Genomic DNA, 19,027 nt, shown 5'->3' with positions numbered 1-19,027 from the left:
ACAACCGAGCTTGAGAAGCATCGGGAGCGAGGATCCGCTCACCGATGTTGTGAATGGCGATGATCAGACGCGGCGCTTCTTGCGCGGGCGGCAACCATTGTGCGGGATCGGCGTCACGTCGCGGATGGACGTGATCATGAAACCAGCAGCCTGGAGGGCGCGCAGAGCGGATTCACGACCCGAACCCGGACCGCAAACTTCAACTTCCAGCGACTTCATGCCGTGTTCCTGGGCCTTCTTGGCGCAGTCTTCAGCAGCGATCTGAGCGGCGAACGGGGTCGACTTGCGCGAGCCCTTGAAGCCCTTGGCGCCAGCAGACGACCAGGCAATGGCGTTGCCCTGTGCGTCGGTGATCGTGATCATCGTGTTGTTGAAGGTCGAGTTGACGTGAGCGACGCCCGACGAAATGTTTTTACGTTCGCGACGGCGAACGCGTACGGCTTCCTTGGCCATTTGTATCCCTTTCTTGGATCTCCGCACCGCCGTAATACCAGCGGCTACACCGGAACGAGACCTTGCGGCCCTGCCCGAAACTCAAAAGAGGCCGGCGCAGACCGCCAGCCCCCTCACCTCCGGTTTCCCGGAAATTACTTCTTCTTACCAGCGATCGCCTTTGCCGGGCCCTTGCGGGTACGAGCATTGGTGTGCGTGCGCTGACCGCGGACCGGAAGGCCACGGCGATGACGCAGGCCGCGGTAGCAGCCGAGGTCCATCAGACGCTTGATGTTCATCGAGGTCTCGCGACGCAGGTCACCTTCGACCTGGTAATCGCGGTCGATGGTTTCGCGGATCTGCAGGACTTCCGCGTCGGTGAGCTGATTCACGCGACGATCAGCAGGAATACCGACCTTCTCGACGATTTCCTGTGCGAATTTCGGACCGATCCCGTGAATGTACGTCAGCGCGATTACAACGCGCTTTGCGGTCGGGATGTTGACGCCAGCGATACGTGCCACGCCTATTCTCCTTGCGTTCCAGTTGCCATCCGGCAAGTGGTGTCTCGTTACACGGCCTTGAAAGGCCGCAATTACAATTCAGGTTCTCAACAAGTCAAAACGATCGAACCCGGAATTCCTATCGGAAGTCCGCGCCGATCGCATCAGATATCGCGAGTTGGCGCGGTGTTTAACGGAATCAGTGCTGAAAAGCAACCGCTCCCGCCAAGTTTTATTTCCAAAGCCTTACAGCTTCGAAAGTATGCCCTCGATCTCGCCGGTGACGCGATCGATGTCTGCCATGCCATCCACCGACTGCAACTTGCCCTTGGCATAGTAGTAGCCGATCAGCGGCGATGTTTCCTTGTAGTAAGCGCCGAGGCGGGTGACGACCGTTTCGCGATTGTCATCCGGACGACGCTTGAAGTGAGTCGAACCGCAGCGGTCGCAGACGCCTTCCACCTTCGGCTTGACATTCGTGTCGTGATAGCCGGCACCACAGTTGGCGCAGGTGTAACGGCCGGAAACGCGGTCCGCCAGAATCTTGTCGTCCACCTGGATCTCGACGACCTTCGACAGCTCGATACCCTTACCCTTGAGCATGGCTTCCGTCGCATCGGCCTGAACCAGCGTGCGCGGGAAACCGTCGAGAATGAAGCCATTCTCGCAATCGGGCTGGTCGATACGCTCCGACACGATTGCGATGACGATGTCGTCAGAGACCAGCTTGCCAGCATCCATGACGGCCTTGGCGCGCTTGCCCACTTCGGTACCGGCCTGAACGGCGGCGCGAAGCATGTCACCCGTGGAAAGTTGCGGAATTCCGTACTTTTCCACGATCCGCTGAGCTTGAGTCCCCTTACCCGCGCCCGGCGGCCCCAAAAGTATAAGTCTCATCGACCCCTCTTTCCTCCACGCAACTTCGATTTCTTGATCAGGCCTTCGTACTGCTGCGCGATCAGGTGCCCCTGGATCTGCGCCACCGTATCAAGAGTTACGCTAACGACGATCAAAAGCGAAGTGCCACCAAGGGATAACGGGATCCCGGTCTTTGCCACAAGCATTTCCGGAAGGATACAGACGACGACGAGATAGATCGCGCCGACGACTGTAATGCGGGTCAGAACGTAGTCGATGTACTCGGCGGTTCGCTCGCCCGGACGGATACCCGGAATGAAGCCGCCATGCTTCTTCAGATTGTCGGCGGTATCCTTCGGGTTGAAGACGATGGCCGTATAGAAGAAGGCGAAGAAGGCGATAAGCAGAGCATAGAGAAGCATGTAAAGCGGCTGGCCGTGACCAAGCGCGGCAACAATCGACGTGACCCAGCCCGGCATGTTCGTCGTGTTCGCGAAGCCCGCGATCGTTGCCGGCAGCAACAGAAGCGACGACGCGAAGATCGCCGGGATAACACCCGAGGTGTTGAGCTTCAGCGGCAGGTGCGAGGTATCGCCCTGGAACATCCGGTTGCCCACCTGGCGCTTCGGATACTGGATCAGCAGGCGGCGCTGAGCGCGCTCGACGAAGACGATGATGGCGATAACGACGATCGCGACCACGATGACCAGAAGGATCAGGCTTGTCGACAGCGCACCGGTGCGGCCGAGTTCCAGCGTGCCGGCAAGAGCGCTCGGCAGGCCGGCGGCGATGCCGGCGAAGATGATGAGCGAGATGCCGTTGCCGATACCGCGCGAGGTGATCTGCTCGCCGAGCCACATCAGGAACATCGTGCCGCCGAGCAGCGTGATGACGGTGGAAACGCGGAAGAAGATGCCCGGATCAACGACGAGGCCGTTACCGCTCTCAAGACCGACCGCAATACCGTAGGCCTGCAGCGTGCCGAGCAGCACCGTGCCGTAGCGCGTATACTGGTTGATGATCTTTCGGCCCTGCTCGCCTTCCTTCTTCAGGTTCTCGAGCGCAGGGACGACAGACGTCATCAGCTGCACGATGATCGAAGCGGAGATGTAGGGCATGATACCGAGCGCGAAGATCGCCATGCGCTGCACGGCGCCGCCCGAGAACATGTTGAAGAGGCCGAGAATGCCGCCAGACTGGTTGCTAAAGGCCTGAGCGTAAGCTTCCGGGTTGAGGCCGGGAAGCGGAATGTGCGTTCCCAATCGATAGACGAGGAGAGCTGCCAGTGTAAACCACAGGCGCTTCTTGAGATCCTCGGCTTTGGCGAAGGTCGAGAAATTGAGGTTGGAAGCCAACTGTTCCGCTGCAGACGCCATGCGTATCTCCGCGCTACCGGTTTCGGGCTCTGACCAAGCAAAAGGCAGAACGCCGGATCGGCATTTCTGAATTATTCAAAAGCGGGCTTCGGACGGATTGCGGGCGCAACCTATGCCTCACCCTGTTGTTCGTTCGACCGTCCTGACGCACGTGCATCCGGCCGGCTTTCGTGAGGCTCACATATGGGAGCAAAACCGCCCGGTGTGAAGCACCCCGGGCGGTTTATCATAGATTAAATTACTCTGCAGCTGCGGCAGAAAGAAGCGTGACGGAACCGCCAGCCTTTTCGATCTTCTCGATCGCCGGCTTGGAAGCGCCAGCAACTTCGAACTTGACCTTTGCCTTCAGCTCGCCGTCGGCGAGAACGCGAACGCCGTCCTTGACGCGACGGATAACGCCGGCAGCCTTGAGAGCTGCTGCATCGACCGTGGACTTGCCGTCGAGCTTGCCAGCGTCAATCGCTGCCTGAACACGCTCCAGGGACACGACAACGAAGTCGGCCTTGAAGATGTTGTTGAAGCCGCGCTTCGGCAGGCGACGGTAGATTGGCATCTGACCGCCTTCGAAGCCGTTGATGGCTACGCCCGAACGGGACTTCTGACCCTTGACACCGCGACCACCGGTCTTGCCGGAGCCCGAACCGATACCGCGGCCGAGGCGCTTGCGGCTATGGGTCGAACCTTCGTTGTCTTTGATTTCATTGAGTTTCATAGCGAATACTCCCTGCTTACTTCTCGTCGACGATGCGAACGAGATGCTGGACAGCACGGATCATGCCACGAACGGAAGGGGTGTCTTCCAGCGTGCGACGACGGTGCATCTTGTTCAGCCCGAGACCGATCAGCGTGCGCTGCTGGACATCCGGACGGCGAATCGGGCTGCCGATCTGCTCGACGGTAACCGTCTTCGCTTCGGTCTTCTTTGTAGCCTTGGCCATGGATCAGCTCCTCTTATTCTTCAGAAGAGTTACCGGAAGCGGCACGGCGAGCCTGAAGCGTTGCATACTTGATGCCGCGCTGTGCTGCGATGTCCTTCGGGTGAACCTGGTGCTTCAGAGCGTCGAAGGTAGCGCGAACCATGTTGTATGGGTTCGAGGAACCGGTCGACTTGGCGACGACGTCGTGAACGCCGAGCGTTTCGAAAACAGCGCGCATCGGGCCACCGGCGATGATACCGGTACCGACCTTGGCCGAACGAAGCAGAACCTTGCCGGCGCCGTGGCGGCCGTGAACGTCGTGATGCAGCGTACGGCCGTCACGCAGCGGTACGAAGATCAGTTCGCGCTTGGCAGCTTCGGTTGCCTTGCGGATTGCTTCCGGCACTTCACGTGCCTTGCCGTGACCGAAGCCAACGCGGCCCTTCTGGTCACCGACGACGACGAGGGCTGCAAAACCGAAACGACGGCCGCCCTTGACGACCTTGGCGACGCGGTTGATCGCGACCAGCTTGTCGACGAATTCGCTATCGCGCTCTTCGCGGTTCTGGCGATCGTCGCGCGAACCTTTTCTTTCCTGTGCCATTGTCCTTTTCCTTTTTCTTTTGCGGGTGGAACGGCAGACAACACGAGGACCGCAGCAGCCTCCCCTATCGAGGAGCGTTTGCGGTCCGGTTAAAATCCGGCCGGAGCACTGAGCTCCGGCCGGAAATTCATTAGAAGGTCAGACCGCCTTCGCGGGCTGCATCCGCCAGGGCCTTGATACGGCCGTGATAGATGAAGGCGCCACGGTCGAATACGACTTCCTTGACACCAGCCTTGGAGGCGCGCTCGGCGACGAGCTTGCCAACGGCGGCAGCTGCCGCGGTGTCAGCACCGGTCTTCAGAGAACCGCGCAGGTCCTTATCGAGCGTCGAGGCAGCCGCGAGGGTCTTGCCGGCAACATCGTCGATAACCTGAACGTAGATGTTCTTCGAGGAGCGATGAACCGACAGGCGCGGACGGCCATTGGCCACCGACTTGAGATGACGGCGCACGCGGTTGGCACGACGTGCAAGTGCTTCTTTCCTGCTAGCCATTTCGCGTGATCCTTACTTCTTCTTGCCTTCTTTGCGAACGATACGTTCGCCGGCATACTTGACGCCCTTGCCCTTGTAAGGCTCAGGACCGCGGTATTCGCGGATTTCAGCGGCGACCTGGCCGACCTGCTGCTTATTGATGCCGGTGACAACAATTTCAGTAGGCTTCGGCACAGCGATCGTGATGCCGACCGGCGGCTCATAAACCACGTCGTGGCTGAAACCGAGAGCGAGCTGCAGGTTCTTGCCCTGAAGCGACGCGCGGTAACCGACGCCGTTGATTTCGAGCTTGCGCTCGTAGCCGTCCTTAACACCCGTGAAGATGTTTTCGATCATCGTGCGGGACATGCCCCACTTCGAACGAGCATCCTTCGACTGCGAGAGCGGCGTCACGACAACCGCATTGTTTTCGAGCTTAACGCCGACTTCGTCGTTCGCGACGAAGAACAGCTCGCCCTTCGGGCCCTTTGCAGTAACCTTCTGGCCTTCGACCGTAGCCGTAATCCCAGCAGGAATCTGAACGGGCTTCTTACCGATACGAGACATTTTTATATCCTGTCTGTTCGCTATGGAGATCGATGCTCGGCATTAGAATACCGAGCAAAGAACCTCGCCACCAACGTTCTGTTCGCGAGCCTGGTGATCGGCCATCACACCCTTCGGAGTCGAAAGGATGGTGATGCCGAGGCCGTTCGCGACCTGCGGAATGGACTTGACCGAGACATAAACCCGGCGGCCCGGCTTGGACACACGGCCGATCTCACGGATCACCGATGCGCCTTCGTAGTATTTCAGCTCGATGCTGATTTCAGACTTGCCATTGCCGAAATCGACAAGGGAGTAGCCACGGATGTAGCCTTCAGCCTGAAGAACATCAAGAACACGTGCACGGAGCTTCGAAGCAGGCGTCGATACCGACGACTTGCGGCGGGAAGCGCCGTTACGGATGCGAGTGAGCATATCGCCCAACGGATCAGTCATTGTCATCTAACCTGCTCCTTACCAGCTCGACTTGACGATGCCCGGCACCTTGCCGAGATTGCCGAGTTCACGCAGCGCGATACGCGACATGCGCAGTTTGCGGTAGTATGCGCGCGGACGGCCCGATACTTCACAACGGTTGCGAATACGGGTCTTCGATCCATCGCGCGGCAGGGATGCCAGCTTGATCGAGGCCTTGAACCGCTCTTCGATCGGAAGAGCCTGGTTCATGATGATCGCCTTCAGCTCGGCGCGCTTAGCGGCCTGGCCGGCGACCTTAATACGGCGGCGCTTGTTCTTTTCAACTGCGCTTGTCTTCGCCATGTGCGGTTCCTTTTCTACGCTCGTCGTTACGGTTACTGACGGAACGGGAAGTTGAACTCTGTGAGCAGAGCCCGTGCTTCGTCGTCCTTGGTGGCCGTCGTGCAAACGATGATGTCCATGCCCCACATCTGATCAACCTTATCGTAGTTGATCTCAGGGAACACAATGTGCTCCTTGATGCCCATGGCGAAGTTGCCACGGCCGTCAAAGCTCTTCGGGTTCAGGCCGCGGAAGTCGCGAACGCGCGGAAGCGCGATGTTGATCAGGCGGTCCAGGAACTCGTACATGCGAGCGCCGCGCAGGGTAACCTTTGCGCCGATCGGCATATCTTCGCGGACCTTGAAGCCAGCGATGGAGTTGCGTGCACGGGTGATGACCGGCTTCTGACCAGCGATAGCGGCCAGGTCAGCTGCGGCAACAGTCGGCTTCTTCGAGTCAGCCGTTGCTTCACCAACACCCATGTTGATTACGATCTTGTCGATCTTCGGGATCATCATCTCGTTGGCGAAGGAGAATTTCTCCTGCATCGCCGCGCGGATCCGCTCGACATATTCCTTCTTGAGCCGCGGCTCGTACTTTGCCTGAGCCATCAGATCACCTCACCGGAACGCTTGGCCACACGGACCTTCTTGCCGTCAACAACCTTGAAACCAACGCGGGTCGGCTTGCCGTCCTTGTCGATGATCGAGACGTTGGACAAGTGAACCGAGGCTTCCTTGCTGATGATGCCGGCTTCCTGGGTCTGCGTCTGGCGCTGGTGGCGCTTCACGACGTTGACGCCACGAACCACGGCGCGATCTTCCTTGGGCAGAACCTGAAGGACTTCGCCAGTACGGCCCTTGTCCTTGCCTGCGAGCATGACGACCGTGTCGCCCTTACGAATCTTTTGCATCGTTCGTGCTCCTTACAGAACTTCTGGAGCGAGCGAGATGATCTTCATGTGGTTCTTGGCGCGAAGTTCGCGCGGAACCGGTCCGAAGATACGGGTGCCGATCGGCTCTTTCTTGTTGTCGATGAGGACTGCTGCATTGGTGTCGAAGCGGATGATGGAACCATCAACGCGACGGATTTCCTTGGCGGTGCGAACGACAACCGCCTTCATCACGTCACCCTTCTTCACGCGGCCGCGCGGAATAGCTTCCTTGATCGAAACGACGATAACGTCGCCGATCGAGGCATACTTGCGCTTAGAACCGCCCAGCACCTTGATGCACATGACACGACGTGCGCCGGAATTATCCGCCACGTCGAGGTTTGTTTGCATCTGAATCATATCAGGTCGCCTTCTTGTGTTTACCGGGATGGTTGGGCTGTCGCCCCCTACCCCGGCATATGAAAATTGTCAGCCGGCCGCTTGCCACGAGAGCAGGCGAAAACACGGCAATAGCTTGACTAGCGCGGGATCGATCGTGCCAGGGTGGTTTCCCAAACGGGACCTTCCGTGCGCTCAAAGCAAAAGAACGCTCGACGAACGAGCGTTCTGACGCTGCTTCATACAGAAATTTCCGCGAGACGCAAGGCCTCGCGAGAAATTCTTACTTTGCCTGGCCGGAAATAACCGTCCAGCACTTGTCCTTCGAGATCGGCGCGCATTCCTCGATGGATACGGTATCGCCGATCTTGTACTGATTGTTTTCGTCGTGGGCCTTGTACTTCTTGGAACGACGAACGGTCTTCTGCATCAGCGGATGAGCGAAACGACGCTCAACGCGGACAACTACAGTCTTCTCGTTCTTGTCGCCAACGACGACGCCCTGCAGGATGCGCTTCGGCATATTCTTAGGCCTTTGCTTCTGCCGCCTTCTGGCGGGCAATGGTTTTCACGCGGGCGATGTCCTTGCGAACTTCGTTGACGCGGGAGGACTTTTCGAGCTGACCGGTGGCCTTCTGGAAGCGCAGGTTGAACTGCTCCTTCTTCAGGTCGGCGAGCTTGTCCTTGAGCTGATCGGCCGTCAGGCCGCGAACTTCTTCGGCTTTCATGTGCCTTGCTCCTTACTCTGCAATGCGCTGTACGAAGCGCGTCTTGACCGAGAGCTTGGCAGAGCCGAGGCGAAGCGCTTCGCGAGCGATTTCTTCGCTGACGCCGTCGATCTCGAACATCATGCGGCCTGGCTTGACCTTGCATGCCCAATATTCAACAGAGCCCTTACCCTTACCCATACGGACTTCGGTCGGCTTTGCGGTTACCGGAACATCCGGGAACACGCGGATCCATACACGGCCAGCACGCTTCATGTAGCGCGTGATCGCGCGGCGGGCCGCTTCGATCTCGCGTGCATTGACGCGGTTTGGCTCCTGAGCCTTAAGGCCGAATTCACCGAAGGCGAGGTCGGAACCACCCTTGGCGACGCCCTTGATGCGGCCCTTGAATTGCTTGCGGTACTTGGTACGCTTTGGCTGCAACATTTTCTTATTCTCCGAACTTATCTGCCACCAACGCTATTAAGCGTTGTCGCGGCGACGATCGCGGTCGCGGCTAGCCGGACCCTGAGCATCACCCTCGAGTGCGCGGCGCTCGGAGGCCATCGGATCGTGCTCAAGGATTTCGCCCTTGAAGATCCAAACCTTGATGCCGCAGATACCGAAAGCGGTTTCCGCTTCGGCTGTGCCGTAGTCGATGTCAGCGCGCAGCGTATGCAGCGGCACGCGACCTTCGCGGTACCATTCCGTACGAGCGATTTCAGCACCGCCGAGACGGCCCGCGCAGGTGATCTTGATGCCTTCGGCGCCAAGACGCATCGCGGACTGAACGGCGCGCTTCATGGCGCGACGGAAAGCAACACGACGCTCGAGCTGCTGAGCGATCGACTGGGCGACCAGAACAGCGTCGACTTCCGGCTTGCGAACTTCAACGATGTTGAGGTGCGTTTCGGAGTTCGTCATGTCCGACAGCTTCTTGCGGAGCTTGTCGATGTCTGCGCCCTTCTTGCCGATGATCAGGCCCGGACGAGCCGAGTGGATCGTGACGCGGCACTTCTTGTGCGGACGCTCGATAACCACCTTGGAGATACCAGCCTGCTTCAGTTCGTTCATGACGAACTTGCGCATCTTCAGGTCTTCGTGCAGCAGCTGACCGTATTCGGCATTGTCCGCGAACCAGCGGCTATCCCAGGTACGGTTGATGCCAAGACGGAAACCAATCGGATTGATTTTCTGACCCATTATGCGGCCTCCTCGGTGGCGGCTTCAACTTCGCGAACAACGATCGTGAGGTGCGCAAAGGGCTTTTCGATGCGCGATGCACGACCACGGCCACGAGCGTGGAAACGCTTCATGACGATCGACTTGCCGACGTAAGCTTCCGCTACGACCAGCGAGTCAACGTCGAGATCATGGTTGTTCTCGGCGTTGGCGATCGCGGACTCGAGCGTCTTCTTGACGGCGCCTGCGATGCGCTTGCGGGAGAATTCCAGCTCAGCGAGTGCGCGCTCGACCTTCTTGCCGCGGATAGCCGCGGCAACCAGGTTGAGCTTCTGTGGGCTGACGCGGAGCGTGCGGGCGACTGCTTGCGCCTCGTTGTCCTTCAGCCGGCGTTCGGCTTTTGCCTTGCCCATCGTTACTTCCTCTTTGCCTTCTTGTCCGCACCGTGACCGTAGTAGGTCCGGGTCGGAGAGAATTCACCGAATTTGTGACCGACCATGTCTTCATTGACATTGACCGGAACATGCTTGCTGCCGTTGTAGACGCCGAAGGTGAGACCGACGAACTGGGGCAGGATCGTGGAGCGGCGGCTCCAGATCTTGATTACTTCTGCACGTCCGCCTTCACGAACCTTCTCAGCCTTCTTGAGAAGATAGCCGTCAACGAACGGACCTTTCCATACTGAACGAGCCATTGGAGACTTCCTCTCTTACTTCTTACGCTGATGACGCGAGCGCATGATCATCTTGTCGGTCGACTTGTTCGACCGGGTACGCTTGCCCTTGGTCGGCTTGCCCCACGGAGAAACAGGATGACGACCACCAGACGTGCGACCTTCACCACCACCGTGCGGGTGGTCGACCGGGTTCATGACGACGCCGCGGTTATGCGGACGCTTGCCGCGCCAAACGGTACGACCGGCCTTGCCGTCGTTGATGTTGGCGTGGTCAGGGTTGGAAACCGCACCGATCGAAGCAAGGCAGGAGCCTGGCACGAGACGCTGTTCACCGGAGTTCAGGCGAAGGATCGCCATGCCTGCATCGCGGCCTACGAGCTGTGCGTAGGAACCAGCGGAGCGCGCGATCTGACCGCCCTTGCCCGGCTTCATTTCCACGTTGTGGATGATGGAGCCAACCGGGATGTACTGCAGGGGCATGGTGTTGCCCGGCTTTACGTCCACAGCCTTTTCGGAGGCGATGACCTTGTCGCCGGCAGCAAGGCGCTGCGGAGCGATGATGTAGGCCTTTTCGCCATCGGCGTAGGAGATGAGCGCGATGAACGCGGTACGGTTCGGGTCGTATTCGATACGCTCGACCGTGCCTTCGACGTCGAACTTGCGACGCTTGAAGTCGATCAGACGATACGTACGCTTGTGACCGCCGCCGATGAAGCGAGCCGTGATGCGACCGAGGTTGTTACGACCGCCGCTCTTGGTCAGACCTTCCGTCAGCGCCTTGACCGGCTTGCCCTTGTAGAGCGAGGAGCGGTCGACGATGACCAGCTGACGCTGGCTCGGGGTCGTAGGATTGAATGTTTTCAATGCCATGTTTTTATTCCTCAGAGACCGGTGGAGACGTCGATCGTCTGGCCTTCAGCCAAAGTCACGATTGCCTTCTTCACGTCCTTCTGCTTGCCGGCAAAACCGCGGAAACGCTTGGTCTTGCCCTTGCGGAGCAGAGTGTTGACGGCCGTGACCTTGACGCCGAAGAGCGCCTCGACTGCAGCCTTGATTTCCGGCTTCGACGCCGTCTTAGCGACGTTGAAAACAACCTGGTTGTTTTCCGATACCAGCGTGGACTTTTCGGTGATCGACGGCGAGACGATCACATCATAGTGGCGAAGATCGGTCACTTGAAACGCTCCTCTAGAGCTTCAACGGCAGCCTTGGAAAGCACGAGCTTGCCACGGCGCACGATGTCATAAACGTTGATGCCCTGGATCGGCAGAACATCGATGTTCGGGATGTTCTTGGCTGCGAGCTTGAAGTTGCCATCAAGTTCGGCGCCGCCGATGAAGAGAGCGTTGGTCAGGCCGAGCGTTGCGAAGGTCGAAGCCAGCGCCTTGGTCTTTGCTTCAGCAGCAACCAGGTTGTCGATGATGATGACATCGTCGGACTTCAGCTTGGCGGACAGCGCGTGACGCAGGCCAAGAGCGCGAACCTTCTTCGGAAGGTCGTGTTCGTGGCTGCGAGCAACCGGGCCGTGAGCCTTACCACCGCCGCGGAACTGCGGAGCGCGAGCCGAATGGTGACGAGCGCGGCCCGTACCCTTCTGCTTGTACATCTTGGCGCCGGTGCGCCATACGTCGGCGCGGCCCTTTGCCTGGTGGGTGCCCTGCTGCTTCTTGGCAAGTTGCCAGCGGATGACGCGGGCGAGAATGTCTTCGCGGGGCTCGAGACCGAAAATCGCGTCAGAAAGAGAAACCTTCCCTGCGTCTTTTCCCTCGAGGGTCTTGACGTTGAATTCCATTGGTCTGGCTCCCTTACTTCGCGGCCGACTTGACGGCGTCGCGCACGATGATCCAGGCACCCTTGGAACCGGGTACTGCACCCTTGATCAGGATCAGACCACGATCTTCGTCGGTCGAAACCACTTCAAGGTTCTGAGTCGTTACGCGCGTCTGGCCCATGTGACCAGCCATCTTCTTGTTCTTGAAAACCTTGCCCGGATCCTGGCGCGAGCCGGTCGAACCGTGCGAGCGGTGCGAAACCGACACACCGTGCGTGGCGCGCAGACCGCCGAAGCCGTGGCGCTTCATGGCGCCGGCAAAGCCCTTACCAATCGTCGTGCCGGTGACATCGACGAGCTGACCGGTGGCGAAATGGCCAGCCTTGAGCTCGGTGCCGACGTCAAGCAGGTTGTCTTCCGTGACACGGAATTCAGCGAGCTTGGCCTTCGGCTCGACGTTGGCAATAGCGAAATTGCCGCGCATCGCCTTGGACGTGTTCTTGACCTTCGCCGTGCCAGCACCAAGCTGAACCGCGGCGTAGCCGTTCTTTTCTACTGTGCGCTGGGCTACGACCTGGCAGCCTTCCATACGCAGTACTGTTACCGGAACATGTTCGCCGGCGTCGTTATAGACGCGGGTCATGCCGACCTTCTGTGCAATCACACCTGAACGCATCGGTTCAATCCTTCCAACTCAGCTCGAGCTAGGCTCAGAGCTTGATCTCAACATCGACACCAGCGGCGAGATCGAGCTTCATCAGCGCGTCTACCGTCTGCGGTGTCGGGTCAACGATGTCGAGGAGGCGCTTATGCGTGCGCATCTCGAACTGCTCGCGGCTCTTCTTGTCGATGTGTGGGGACCGGTTTACCGTAAACTTCTCGATGCGAGTCGGAAGCGGAACGGGGCCCCGGACGCTTGCGCCGGTGCGCTTCGCCGTCGACACGATCTCGCGCGTCGAAGCGTCGAGAATGCGGTGATCGAACGCCTTCAGGCGAATGCGGATATTTTGGCCGTTCATTCGACGTTATCCTTGTGTTTGTTACTTACGCGCCCTTGTTCAAGGCACGGGTTGTTTTATTCCCTAAAGGCGGGCCACCGGTTTCAAAGATCGAGAGGGACGTCGGAAACCGGCATCCCTATCCAGTCTTCAGGCCTTTCGGCCACCTTTATGTTAGTTTCAGTCTGCCGCTTCGAAACGACGAAGCAGCACGCAAACAGCGCTTGCGCGCCATGTGCCGTATTTCTCTGTAATAAGCAAGCGGCTAAAGCCACTTGCTTCATAATAATGTCATCGAAGCGGCCGTCCCTTTCGAGACGGCCGATCTCAATGATTACTCGACGATCGAGGCAACGATGCCAGCGCCGACGGTACGGCCGCCTTCGCGGATAGCGAAGCGCAGCTTTTCTTCCATCGCGATCGGAACGATCAGCTCGACGGCAACCGTGACGTTGTCGCCAGGCATAACCATTTCCGTGCCTTCCGGCAGCGAAACGATACCGGTCACGTCCGTCGTGCGGAAGTAGAACTGCGGACGGTAGTTCGTGAAGAACGGCGTATGACGGCCGCCTTCTTCCTTCGTCAGGATGTAGGCTTCTGCCATGAACTTCTTGTGCGGCTTGACCGAACCCGGCTTGCACAGGATCTGACCACGCTCGACGCCGTCACGGTTAACACCGCGAACCAGTGCGCCGATGTTGTCGCCGGCCTGGCCCTGATCGAGCAGCTTGCGGAACATTTCAACGCCGGTAACCGTCGTCTTCGAGGTGGCGCGGATGCCGACGATTTCGACTTCTTCACCAACCTTGACGATGCCGCGCTCGACGCGACCGGTCACGACCGTACCACGACCCGAGATCGAGAACACGTCTTCGATCGGCATCAGGAACGGCTGGTCGATCGGACGCTCAGGCGTCGGGATGTAGGCGTCGACAGCGGCCATCAGCTCGCGGATCGCGTCTTCACCGATCTTCTTGTCCGAATCTTCGAGAGCGGCAAGAGCCGAACCCTTGACGACAGGAATGTCGTCGCCCGGGAAGTCGTAGGACGACAGAAGTTCGCGAACCTCCAGCTCGACGAGCTCGAGCAGCTCGGCGTCGTCAACCTGGTCGACCTTGTTGAGGAACACGACGATCGCCGGAACGCCAACCTGACGAGCGAGCAGGATGTGCTCGCGGGTCTGCGGCATCGGGCCGTCGGCAGCCGAGCAAACCAGGATCGCGCCGTCCATCTGCGCGGCACCGGTGATCATGTTCTTGACGTAGTCGGCGTGGCCGGGGCAATCAACGTGGGCATAGTGACGGTTGGCCGTCTCATACTCGACGTGTGCCGTCGAGATGGTGATGCCGCGTGCCTTTTCTTCCGGAGCAGCGTCGATCTGGTCGTACGCCTTGAACTCGCCGAAATACTTCGTGATCGCTGCCGTCAGAGACGTCTTGCCGTGGTCAACGTGGCCGATCGTGCCGATGTTAACGTGCGGCTTGTTGCGCTCAAATTTGCTCTTTGCCATTTAGGCTCTCCATTCTTGCAAGTCCGCGAGGGACTTAATTCTTGTTATCGGTCAATTGGTATTCCGGTCACTTCTGACCGGAATACTTTGCCTGGATCTCGGTGGCGACGTTCGACGGGACCGGCGCATAGTGATCGAAGGTCATCGTGTACTGGGCGCGGCCCTGCGACATGGAGCGCAGGTTGTCGACGTACTTGAACATGTTGGCCAGCGGGACGTTCGCGTTGATGACAACAGCGATACCGCGGCTTTCCTGACCCTGGATCTGACCACGGCGGGAGTTCAGGTCGCCGATGACGTCGCCGACGTAGTCTTCCGGCGTCACGACTTCGACCTTCATCATCGGCTCAAGGAGCTGGGCACCGGCTTCGCGGGCAGCTTCACGGAAGCATGCACGAGATGCGATTTCGAAGGCCAGAACCGACGAGTCGACGTCGTGGAAGGCGCCGTCGATGAGGGTCGCCTTGACGCCCAGCATCGGGAAGCCAGCCAACGGACCAGACGACAGAACGCTTTCGATACCCTTCTGAACGCCGGGGATGTATTCCTTCGGAACAGAACCGCCGACGATCTTGGATTCGAACTTGAAGTCTTCGCCATCGGGGTTCGGTTCGAAGATGATCTTGACGCGTGCGAACTGACCGGTACCACCCGACTGCTTCTTGTGGGTGTAGTCCTTTTCCGTCTGACGGGTAATCGTCTCGCGGTAAGCAACCTGCGGCGCACCAACGGTCGCTTCAACCTTGAATTCGCGACGCATGCGGTCGACGAGAATGTCGAGGTGAAGTTCGCCCATGCCGGCGATGATCGTCTGACCGGATTCCTGGTCAGTCTTCACGCGGAAGGACGGGTCTTCAGCAGCCAGACGGTTGAGCGCGAGGCCCATCTTTTCCTGGTCGCCCTTGGTCTTCGGCTCGATCGCGATCTGGATGACCGGCTCGGGGAATTCCATGCGCTCGAGGATAACCGGCTTCAGCGGATCGCAGAGCGTATCGCCAGTGGTGGTCTCCTTGAGACCGGCGAGAGCAACGATGTCGCCCGCGAAGGCTTCTTCGATGTCTTCACGCGAGTTCGAGTGCATCTGCAGCATGCGGCCGACGCGCTCGCGCTTGTCCTTGACCGTGTTCATGACCGACGCGCCCTTTTCGAGCTTGCCGGAGTAGATGCGAGCGAAGGTCAGCGAACCGACGAAGGGGTCGTTCATGATCTTGAACGCGAGCATGGAAAGCGGCTCGGCGTCGTCGGCATGACGCTCGATTTCGGCTTCGGTCTTGAAGTCGATACCCTTGATCGCCGGGATGTCCATCGGCGACGGCAGGTAGTCGACAACGGCGTCGAGCAGCGGCTGAACGCCCTTGTTCTTGAAGGCGGTGCCGCAGAACATCGGGTGGAACTTGACGTCGATCGTGCCGCGACGGACAAGCGCGCGGATCTGATCGTTGTCCGGCATGGTGCCTTCGAGGTAGGCTTCCATCGCGGCTTCGTCGATCTCGACAACGGTCTCGATCAGCTTTTCGCGATATTCGGCAGCCTTTTCCTTCAGGTCGTCAGGGATTTCGACGACGTCCCACTGGGCGCCGAGCGACTCGTCGCGCCAGATGAGAGCGTTCATCTCGATCAGGTCGACAACGCCCTTGAACTCGGACTCTGCGCCGATCGGGAGCTGCATGACAACCGCGGTCGCGCCGAGACGGGTCTTGATCATTTCTACCGAGCGGTAGAAGTCAGCGCCGGTCTTGTCCATCTTGTTGCAGAAGATCATGCGCGGAACGTTGTACTTCTCAGCCTGACGCCAGACGGTTTCCGTCTGCGGCTCTACGCCGGCGTTGGCATCGAGAAGGGCAACAGCCCCGTCGAGAACGCGCAGCGAACGCTCGACTTCAATCGTGAAGTCGACGTGGCCGGGGGTGTCGATGATGTTGAAGCGACGCATCTTGCCGTCGCGACCCTTCCAGAAGGTCGTGGTCGCAGCGGACGTGATCGTGATGCCACGCTCCTGCTCCTGCTCCATCCAGTCCATCGTGGCGGCGCCATCGTGCACTTCGCCGATCTTGTGCGACTTGCCGGTATAGTAAAGGATACGCTCGGTCGTCGTCGTCTTGCCGGCGTCGATGTGCGCCATGATACCGAAATTACGGTAGTCTTCGATTTTATATTCGCGAGCCATAATGGACTGCCTTTCGGGAACCGTTCGGGATTACCAGCGATAATGCGAGAACGCACGGTTGGCATCAGCCATCTTGTGCGTGTCTTCGCGCTTCTTGACGGCGCTACCACGGTTGTTGGATGCATCGAGAAGTTCGCCGGAAAGGCGATCGACCATCGTCGTCTCATTGCGCTTGCGGGCGGCAGTGATCAGCCAGCGAATTGCGAGGGCCTGGCGACGCTCGGGACGAACATCAACCGGGACCTGGTACGTAGCACCACCAACGCGGCGCGAACGGACTTCTACGTGCGGAGCAATGTTGTCGAGGGCGGCGTGGAAAACAACCAGCGGCTCCTGCTTCGACTTGCTCGCTACGGAGTCAAATGCGCCGTAAACAATGCTTTCAGCGACGGACTTCTTGCCGTCAAGCATGATCGCATTCATGAACTTGGTGACGATGAGATCGCCGAACTTCGGGTCCGGGTTGATCTCGCGCTTTTCTGCTCTGTGACGTCTGGACATACTTCTCGTCTCTTAACCGTTAAGGCGCTTTATCACGCGGAGGACCTCACGCAGCGCCGAATTTACAAAAGTCCGAATTACTTCGGACGCTTCGCACCGTACTTGGAGCGGCGCTGCTTGCGGTTCTTGACACCCTGGGTATCGAGAACGCCGCGGATGATGTGGTAACGCACACCCGGCAAGTCCTTCACGCGGCCGCCACGGATCATGACGACAGAGTGTTCCTGCAGGTTGTGACCTTCGCCAGGAATGTAGCCGATGACTTCGAAGCCATTGGTCAGACGGATCTTGGCAACCTTACGGAGAGCCGAGTTCGGCTTCTTCGGGGTCGTGGTGTAGACGCGGGTGCAAACACCACGCTTCTGCGGGTTTTCCTGCAGAGCAGGAACCTTGTTACGCTTTACGTTTGGCTGGCGCGGCTTGCGGATCAGCTGGTTTACGGTAGGCATTCAACCATCCCTTACGTTTAAATCTCAAACCCTTGCGGGCGTAACTCACGCCGTCTCCGGCAAGATCACACGCCTGTCTCAATGCGCAAAACGTGGCCCGATCTGTTTTAGCAGATGGACCACAAAGAGCAGAGGACGCAAAAGAAATGCGTCATGCGTGCAGGCAACATATCTTCAACGTGCGTTTCGAACCTTGTTTGAGGTGATATCGAGGGCGTGTCGCCCCAGATGGCCATGCCTCACATGGGTTCCGATGGCGCGGGTACTACTGGTTTCCCGTCGTCTCGTCAAGGCTGTTAACAAATAATCTTCCCGGGAAGGCCTTGAAACGCGGCCTTTCAGCCCTCGCCCGGACCTTTTAGACAAAATCGCGTGCGGTGGCCAAGATAAACTTGGGCATTGCAGCGAAAGCGGCTAAGGAATCACAGATTGCACAGGCCAAGTGCCTGAAATGAGATTCAAATCTCGAATCGAAGGACGAAGAATGATTACCAGCCCGGACAACGACAACAACAACGAAGGCCCGATGGTCTTCATCATCATCGGCAAGGGATACGAGACCGATGGCGGCGAAGGCGTCGATCTGCACATCATGCTGAAGGCAGCCGACGACGACAGCGCGGTTCGCGAGGCGCTAAACGCGTTGTCGGAGGAGGGTTTCATCGAGGCCGACCTGGACCAGATCGGCATGCTGACCGACGTTCCGGAAGAAGAGCCGCACGCATCCGCCTATAAGGGCGCGGTCGAAGGCGAAGTCGCGATCATCCGCTTCAGCTGAGCCCGAGATGATGGAGCCGGATGCGCTGAAGGTGCTGATTTACGCCACTTCGGGCGACCGGCTTCTCGTTTTCGACGAACCGGACTTTCCCGACGTGCTCTGGCAGGTGCCGGGCGGAACGGTGGAACCCGAAGAGGATGTGGCCGAGGCCGCCGTCCGCGAGTTTGTCGAAGAGACCGGATTGACGCCACCCAATCCCCTCACCCCGCTTGCCGTGCACGACTACCGGTTTTCGCTGAAGACCGGCGGTGTCGCATGGCACCGCCGGCACTATTATCATGTCGAGCTCGAGGACGGCCATGCCGAGACATGGCTGCATCATGAGCTGACGCCGTTCAGCGGCGGCGATCCCATCCAGTTTCGCTTCTTCTGGATCGACTTCGCGCAAGCGAAAGCCCGGCTCGGCTACGGCATGGAACACTGCCTGCCGATGATCGACTGATCGCCGCGCCCTCCCCGCTTCCGACTTCAACGGCCTGAAACGACAAAACCGCCCGGATCGCTCCGGGCGGTTTTCAATTCCTGATACCTGGTCCTGAGACCGGGCG

The 19,027-nt window shown here is 58.9% G+C and carries 31 protein-coding genes; 2 read left to right on the top strand and 29 right to left on the bottom strand.

The genetic code is table 11. The features are described 5' to 3' along the window. Positions 1–63: 63 nt before the first annotated feature. The 29 genes from rpsK to rpsL form a co-directional block, all read right to left on the bottom strand. The gene (gene rpsK, locus GGQ67_RS08100; protein ID WP_003547577.1) at positions 64–453 is read right to left on the bottom strand and encodes a 30S ribosomal protein S11; all 390 of its coding nucleotides are present in this window, start codon (positions 451–453) and stop codon (positions 64–66) included. Positions 454–587: 134 nt separating this feature from the next. Beyond that, positions 588–956 carry a 30S ribosomal protein S13 gene (rpsM, locus tag GGQ67_RS08095; RefSeq protein ID WP_183899648.1) on the bottom strand — a complete coding sequence of 123 codons (369 nt, stop codon included), beginning with the start codon at positions 954–956 and terminating at the stop codon, positions 588–590. A 225-nt stretch (positions 957–1,181) separates the two neighbouring features. Then, positions 1,182–1,832, bottom strand: a complete 651-nt coding sequence (locus GGQ67_RS08090; protein ID WP_183899647.1) for an adenylate kinase — start codon at positions 1,830–1,832, stop codon at positions 1,182–1,184. Beyond that, positions 1,829–3,169, bottom strand: a complete 1,341-nt coding sequence (gene secY, locus GGQ67_RS08085) for a preprotein translocase subunit SecY (RefSeq protein ID WP_183899646.1) — start codon at positions 3,167–3,169, stop codon at positions 1,829–1,831. Before secY ends, GGQ67_RS08090 begins: the two co-directional genes overlap by 4 nt. 238 nt (positions 3,170–3,407) lie before the next feature. Continuing rightward, a complete protein-coding gene (gene rplO / locus GGQ67_RS08080; protein WP_183899645.1) occupies positions 3,408–3,881 on the bottom strand; it encodes a 50S ribosomal protein L15 in 474 nt (157 codons plus the stop codon). Between the two features lie 16 nt (positions 3,882–3,897). Further along, positions 3,898–4,107, bottom strand: coding sequence for a 50S ribosomal protein L30 (gene rpmD, locus GGQ67_RS08075; RefSeq protein ID WP_016553562.1), 210 nt, complete (start codon positions 4,105–4,107; stop codon positions 3,898–3,900). A gap of 13 nt (positions 4,108–4,120) precedes the next feature. After that, positions 4,121–4,690 (bottom strand): 30S ribosomal protein S5, encoded by a 570-nt coding sequence (gene rpsE / locus GGQ67_RS08070; protein WP_183899644.1) that lies wholly within the window; start codon positions 4,688–4,690, stop codon positions 4,121–4,123. A gap of 130 nt (positions 4,691–4,820) precedes the next feature. Further along, complete coding sequence (gene rplR / locus GGQ67_RS08065; protein ID WP_018900262.1) at positions 4,821–5,183, bottom strand: 50S ribosomal protein L18; 363 nt, start codon at positions 5,181–5,183, stop codon at positions 4,821–4,823. Positions 5,184–5,195: 12 nt separating this feature from the next. Then, entirely contained in the window at positions 5,196–5,729 is a 534-nt protein-coding gene (rplF, locus tag GGQ67_RS08060) for a 50S ribosomal protein L6 (protein ID WP_183899643.1), read from the bottom strand. A gap of 42 nt (positions 5,730–5,771) precedes the next feature. Next, a complete protein-coding gene (gene rpsH, locus GGQ67_RS08055) occupies positions 5,772–6,170 on the bottom strand; it encodes a 30S ribosomal protein S8 (RefSeq protein WP_037063300.1) in 399 nt (132 codons plus the stop codon). Between the two features lie 12 nt (positions 6,171–6,182). Then, positions 6,183–6,488 carry a 30S ribosomal protein S14 gene (gene rpsN / locus GGQ67_RS08050; protein WP_183899642.1) on the bottom strand — a complete coding sequence of 102 codons (306 nt, stop codon included), beginning with the start codon at positions 6,486–6,488 and terminating at the stop codon, positions 6,183–6,185. 32 nt (positions 6,489–6,520) lie between these two features. Further along, entirely contained in the window at positions 6,521–7,078 is a 558-nt protein-coding gene (gene rplE, locus GGQ67_RS08045) for a 50S ribosomal protein L5 (RefSeq protein WP_183899641.1), read from the bottom strand. After that, positions 7,078–7,380, bottom strand: a complete 303-nt coding sequence (gene rplX, locus GGQ67_RS08040; protein WP_018900267.1) for a 50S ribosomal protein L24 — start codon at positions 7,378–7,380, stop codon at positions 7,078–7,080. Before rplX ends, rplE begins: the two co-directional genes overlap by 1 nt. A 12-nt stretch (positions 7,381–7,392) precedes the next feature. Then, positions 7,393–7,761 (bottom strand): 50S ribosomal protein L14, encoded by a 369-nt coding sequence (gene rplN, locus GGQ67_RS08035; RefSeq protein ID WP_018900268.1) that lies wholly within the window; start codon positions 7,759–7,761, stop codon positions 7,393–7,395. A 262-nt stretch (positions 7,762–8,023) separates the two neighbouring features. Then, a complete protein-coding gene (gene rpsQ, locus GGQ67_RS08030; RefSeq protein WP_018900269.1) occupies positions 8,024–8,263 on the bottom strand; it encodes a 30S ribosomal protein S17 in 240 nt (79 codons plus the stop codon). Positions 8,264–8,267: 4 nt separating this feature from the next. Further along, positions 8,268–8,468 (bottom strand): 50S ribosomal protein L29, encoded by a 201-nt coding sequence (gene rpmC, locus GGQ67_RS08025; RefSeq protein WP_016553554.1) that lies wholly within the window; start codon positions 8,466–8,468, stop codon positions 8,268–8,270. 12 nt (positions 8,469–8,480) lie between these two features. Then, positions 8,481–8,894 carry a 50S ribosomal protein L16 gene (gene rplP / locus GGQ67_RS08020; RefSeq protein ID WP_003573792.1) on the bottom strand — a complete coding sequence of 138 codons (414 nt, stop codon included), beginning with the start codon at positions 8,892–8,894 and terminating at the stop codon, positions 8,481–8,483. A gap of 36 nt (positions 8,895–8,930) precedes the next feature. Then, on the bottom strand, positions 8,931–9,650 hold the full coding sequence (rpsC, locus tag GGQ67_RS08015) for a 30S ribosomal protein S3 (protein WP_113010801.1): 720 nt from the start codon (positions 9,648–9,650) through the stop codon (positions 8,931–8,933). After that, positions 9,650–10,042 carry a 50S ribosomal protein L22 gene (rplV, locus tag GGQ67_RS08010; RefSeq protein ID WP_018900271.1) on the bottom strand — a complete coding sequence of 131 codons (393 nt, stop codon included), beginning with the start codon at positions 10,040–10,042 and terminating at the stop codon, positions 9,650–9,652. Before rplV ends, rpsC begins: the two co-directional genes overlap by 1 nt. A gap of 2 nt (positions 10,043–10,044) precedes the next feature. Beyond that, positions 10,045–10,323 carry a 30S ribosomal protein S19 gene (gene rpsS, locus GGQ67_RS08005; RefSeq protein WP_112820303.1) on the bottom strand — a complete coding sequence of 93 codons (279 nt, stop codon included), beginning with the start codon at positions 10,321–10,323 and terminating at the stop codon, positions 10,045–10,047. A 15-nt stretch (positions 10,324–10,338) separates the two neighbouring features. Then, the gene (rplB, locus tag GGQ67_RS08000) at positions 10,339–11,175 is read right to left on the bottom strand and encodes a 50S ribosomal protein L2 (RefSeq protein WP_183899640.1); all 837 of its coding nucleotides are present in this window, start codon (positions 11,173–11,175) and stop codon (positions 10,339–10,341) included. A gap of 11 nt (positions 11,176–11,186) precedes the next feature. Continuing rightward, positions 11,187–11,480 (bottom strand): 50S ribosomal protein L23, encoded by a 294-nt coding sequence (locus GGQ67_RS07995; RefSeq protein WP_183899639.1) that lies wholly within the window; start codon positions 11,478–11,480, stop codon positions 11,187–11,189. Next, complete coding sequence (gene rplD, locus GGQ67_RS07990; protein ID WP_183899638.1) at positions 11,477–12,097, bottom strand: 50S ribosomal protein L4; 621 nt, start codon at positions 12,095–12,097, stop codon at positions 11,477–11,479. The genes GGQ67_RS07995 and rplD overlap by 4 nt, the downstream gene beginning before the upstream one ends. Before the next feature lie 13 nt (positions 12,098–12,110). Then, entirely contained in the window at positions 12,111–12,752 is a 642-nt protein-coding gene (rplC, locus tag GGQ67_RS07985; protein ID WP_112941573.1) for a 50S ribosomal protein L3, read from the bottom strand. A 34-nt stretch (positions 12,753–12,786) separates the two neighbouring features. After that, complete coding sequence (gene rpsJ / locus GGQ67_RS07980) at positions 12,787–13,095, bottom strand: 30S ribosomal protein S10 (RefSeq protein ID WP_003547547.1); 309 nt, start codon at positions 13,093–13,095, stop codon at positions 12,787–12,789. Between the two features lie 313 nt (positions 13,096–13,408). Next, positions 13,409–14,584 carry an elongation factor Tu gene (gene tuf, locus GGQ67_RS07975; protein ID WP_183899628.1) on the bottom strand — a complete coding sequence of 392 codons (1,176 nt, stop codon included), beginning with the start codon at positions 14,582–14,584 and terminating at the stop codon, positions 13,409–13,411. A gap of 67 nt (positions 14,585–14,651) precedes the next feature. Further along, positions 14,652–16,751: an elongation factor G gene (fusA, locus tag GGQ67_RS07970; RefSeq protein ID WP_183899637.1), complete on the bottom strand. Its 2,100-nt coding sequence runs from the start codon at positions 16,749–16,751 to the stop codon at positions 14,652–14,654. A gap of 30 nt (positions 16,752–16,781) precedes the next feature. Beyond that, a complete protein-coding gene (rpsG, locus tag GGQ67_RS07965; protein WP_037187151.1) occupies positions 16,782–17,252 on the bottom strand; it encodes a 30S ribosomal protein S7 in 471 nt (156 codons plus the stop codon). 77 nt (positions 17,253–17,329) lie between these two features. Then, positions 17,330–17,701 (bottom strand): 30S ribosomal protein S12, encoded by a 372-nt coding sequence (rpsL, locus tag GGQ67_RS07960; protein ID WP_018902683.1) that lies wholly within the window; start codon positions 17,699–17,701, stop codon positions 17,330–17,332. A 484-nt stretch (positions 17,702–18,185) separates the two neighbouring features. On the opposite strand from rpsL, the gene GGQ67_RS07955 reads away from it, so the two are divergent. After that, positions 18,186–18,479 (top strand): transcriptional regulator, encoded by a 294-nt coding sequence (locus GGQ67_RS07955; RefSeq protein WP_183899636.1) that lies wholly within the window; start codon positions 18,186–18,188, stop codon positions 18,477–18,479. Between the two features lie 10 nt (positions 18,480–18,489). Next, positions 18,490–18,921, top strand: a complete 432-nt coding sequence (locus GGQ67_RS07950) for an NUDIX hydrolase (RefSeq protein WP_183899890.1) — start codon at positions 18,490–18,492, stop codon at positions 18,919–18,921. Positions 18,922–19,027 lie beyond the last annotated feature (106 nt).

This window comes from Rhizobium metallidurans (genome assembly GCF_014196505.1).
Taxonomy (GTDB): domain Bacteria; phylum Pseudomonadota; class Alphaproteobacteria; order Rhizobiales; family Rhizobiaceae; genus Rhizobium; species Rhizobium metallidurans.
The sequence above is the reverse complement of the archived record's forward strand: the minus strand, read 5'-3'. Positions and strand labels throughout refer to the sequence as shown.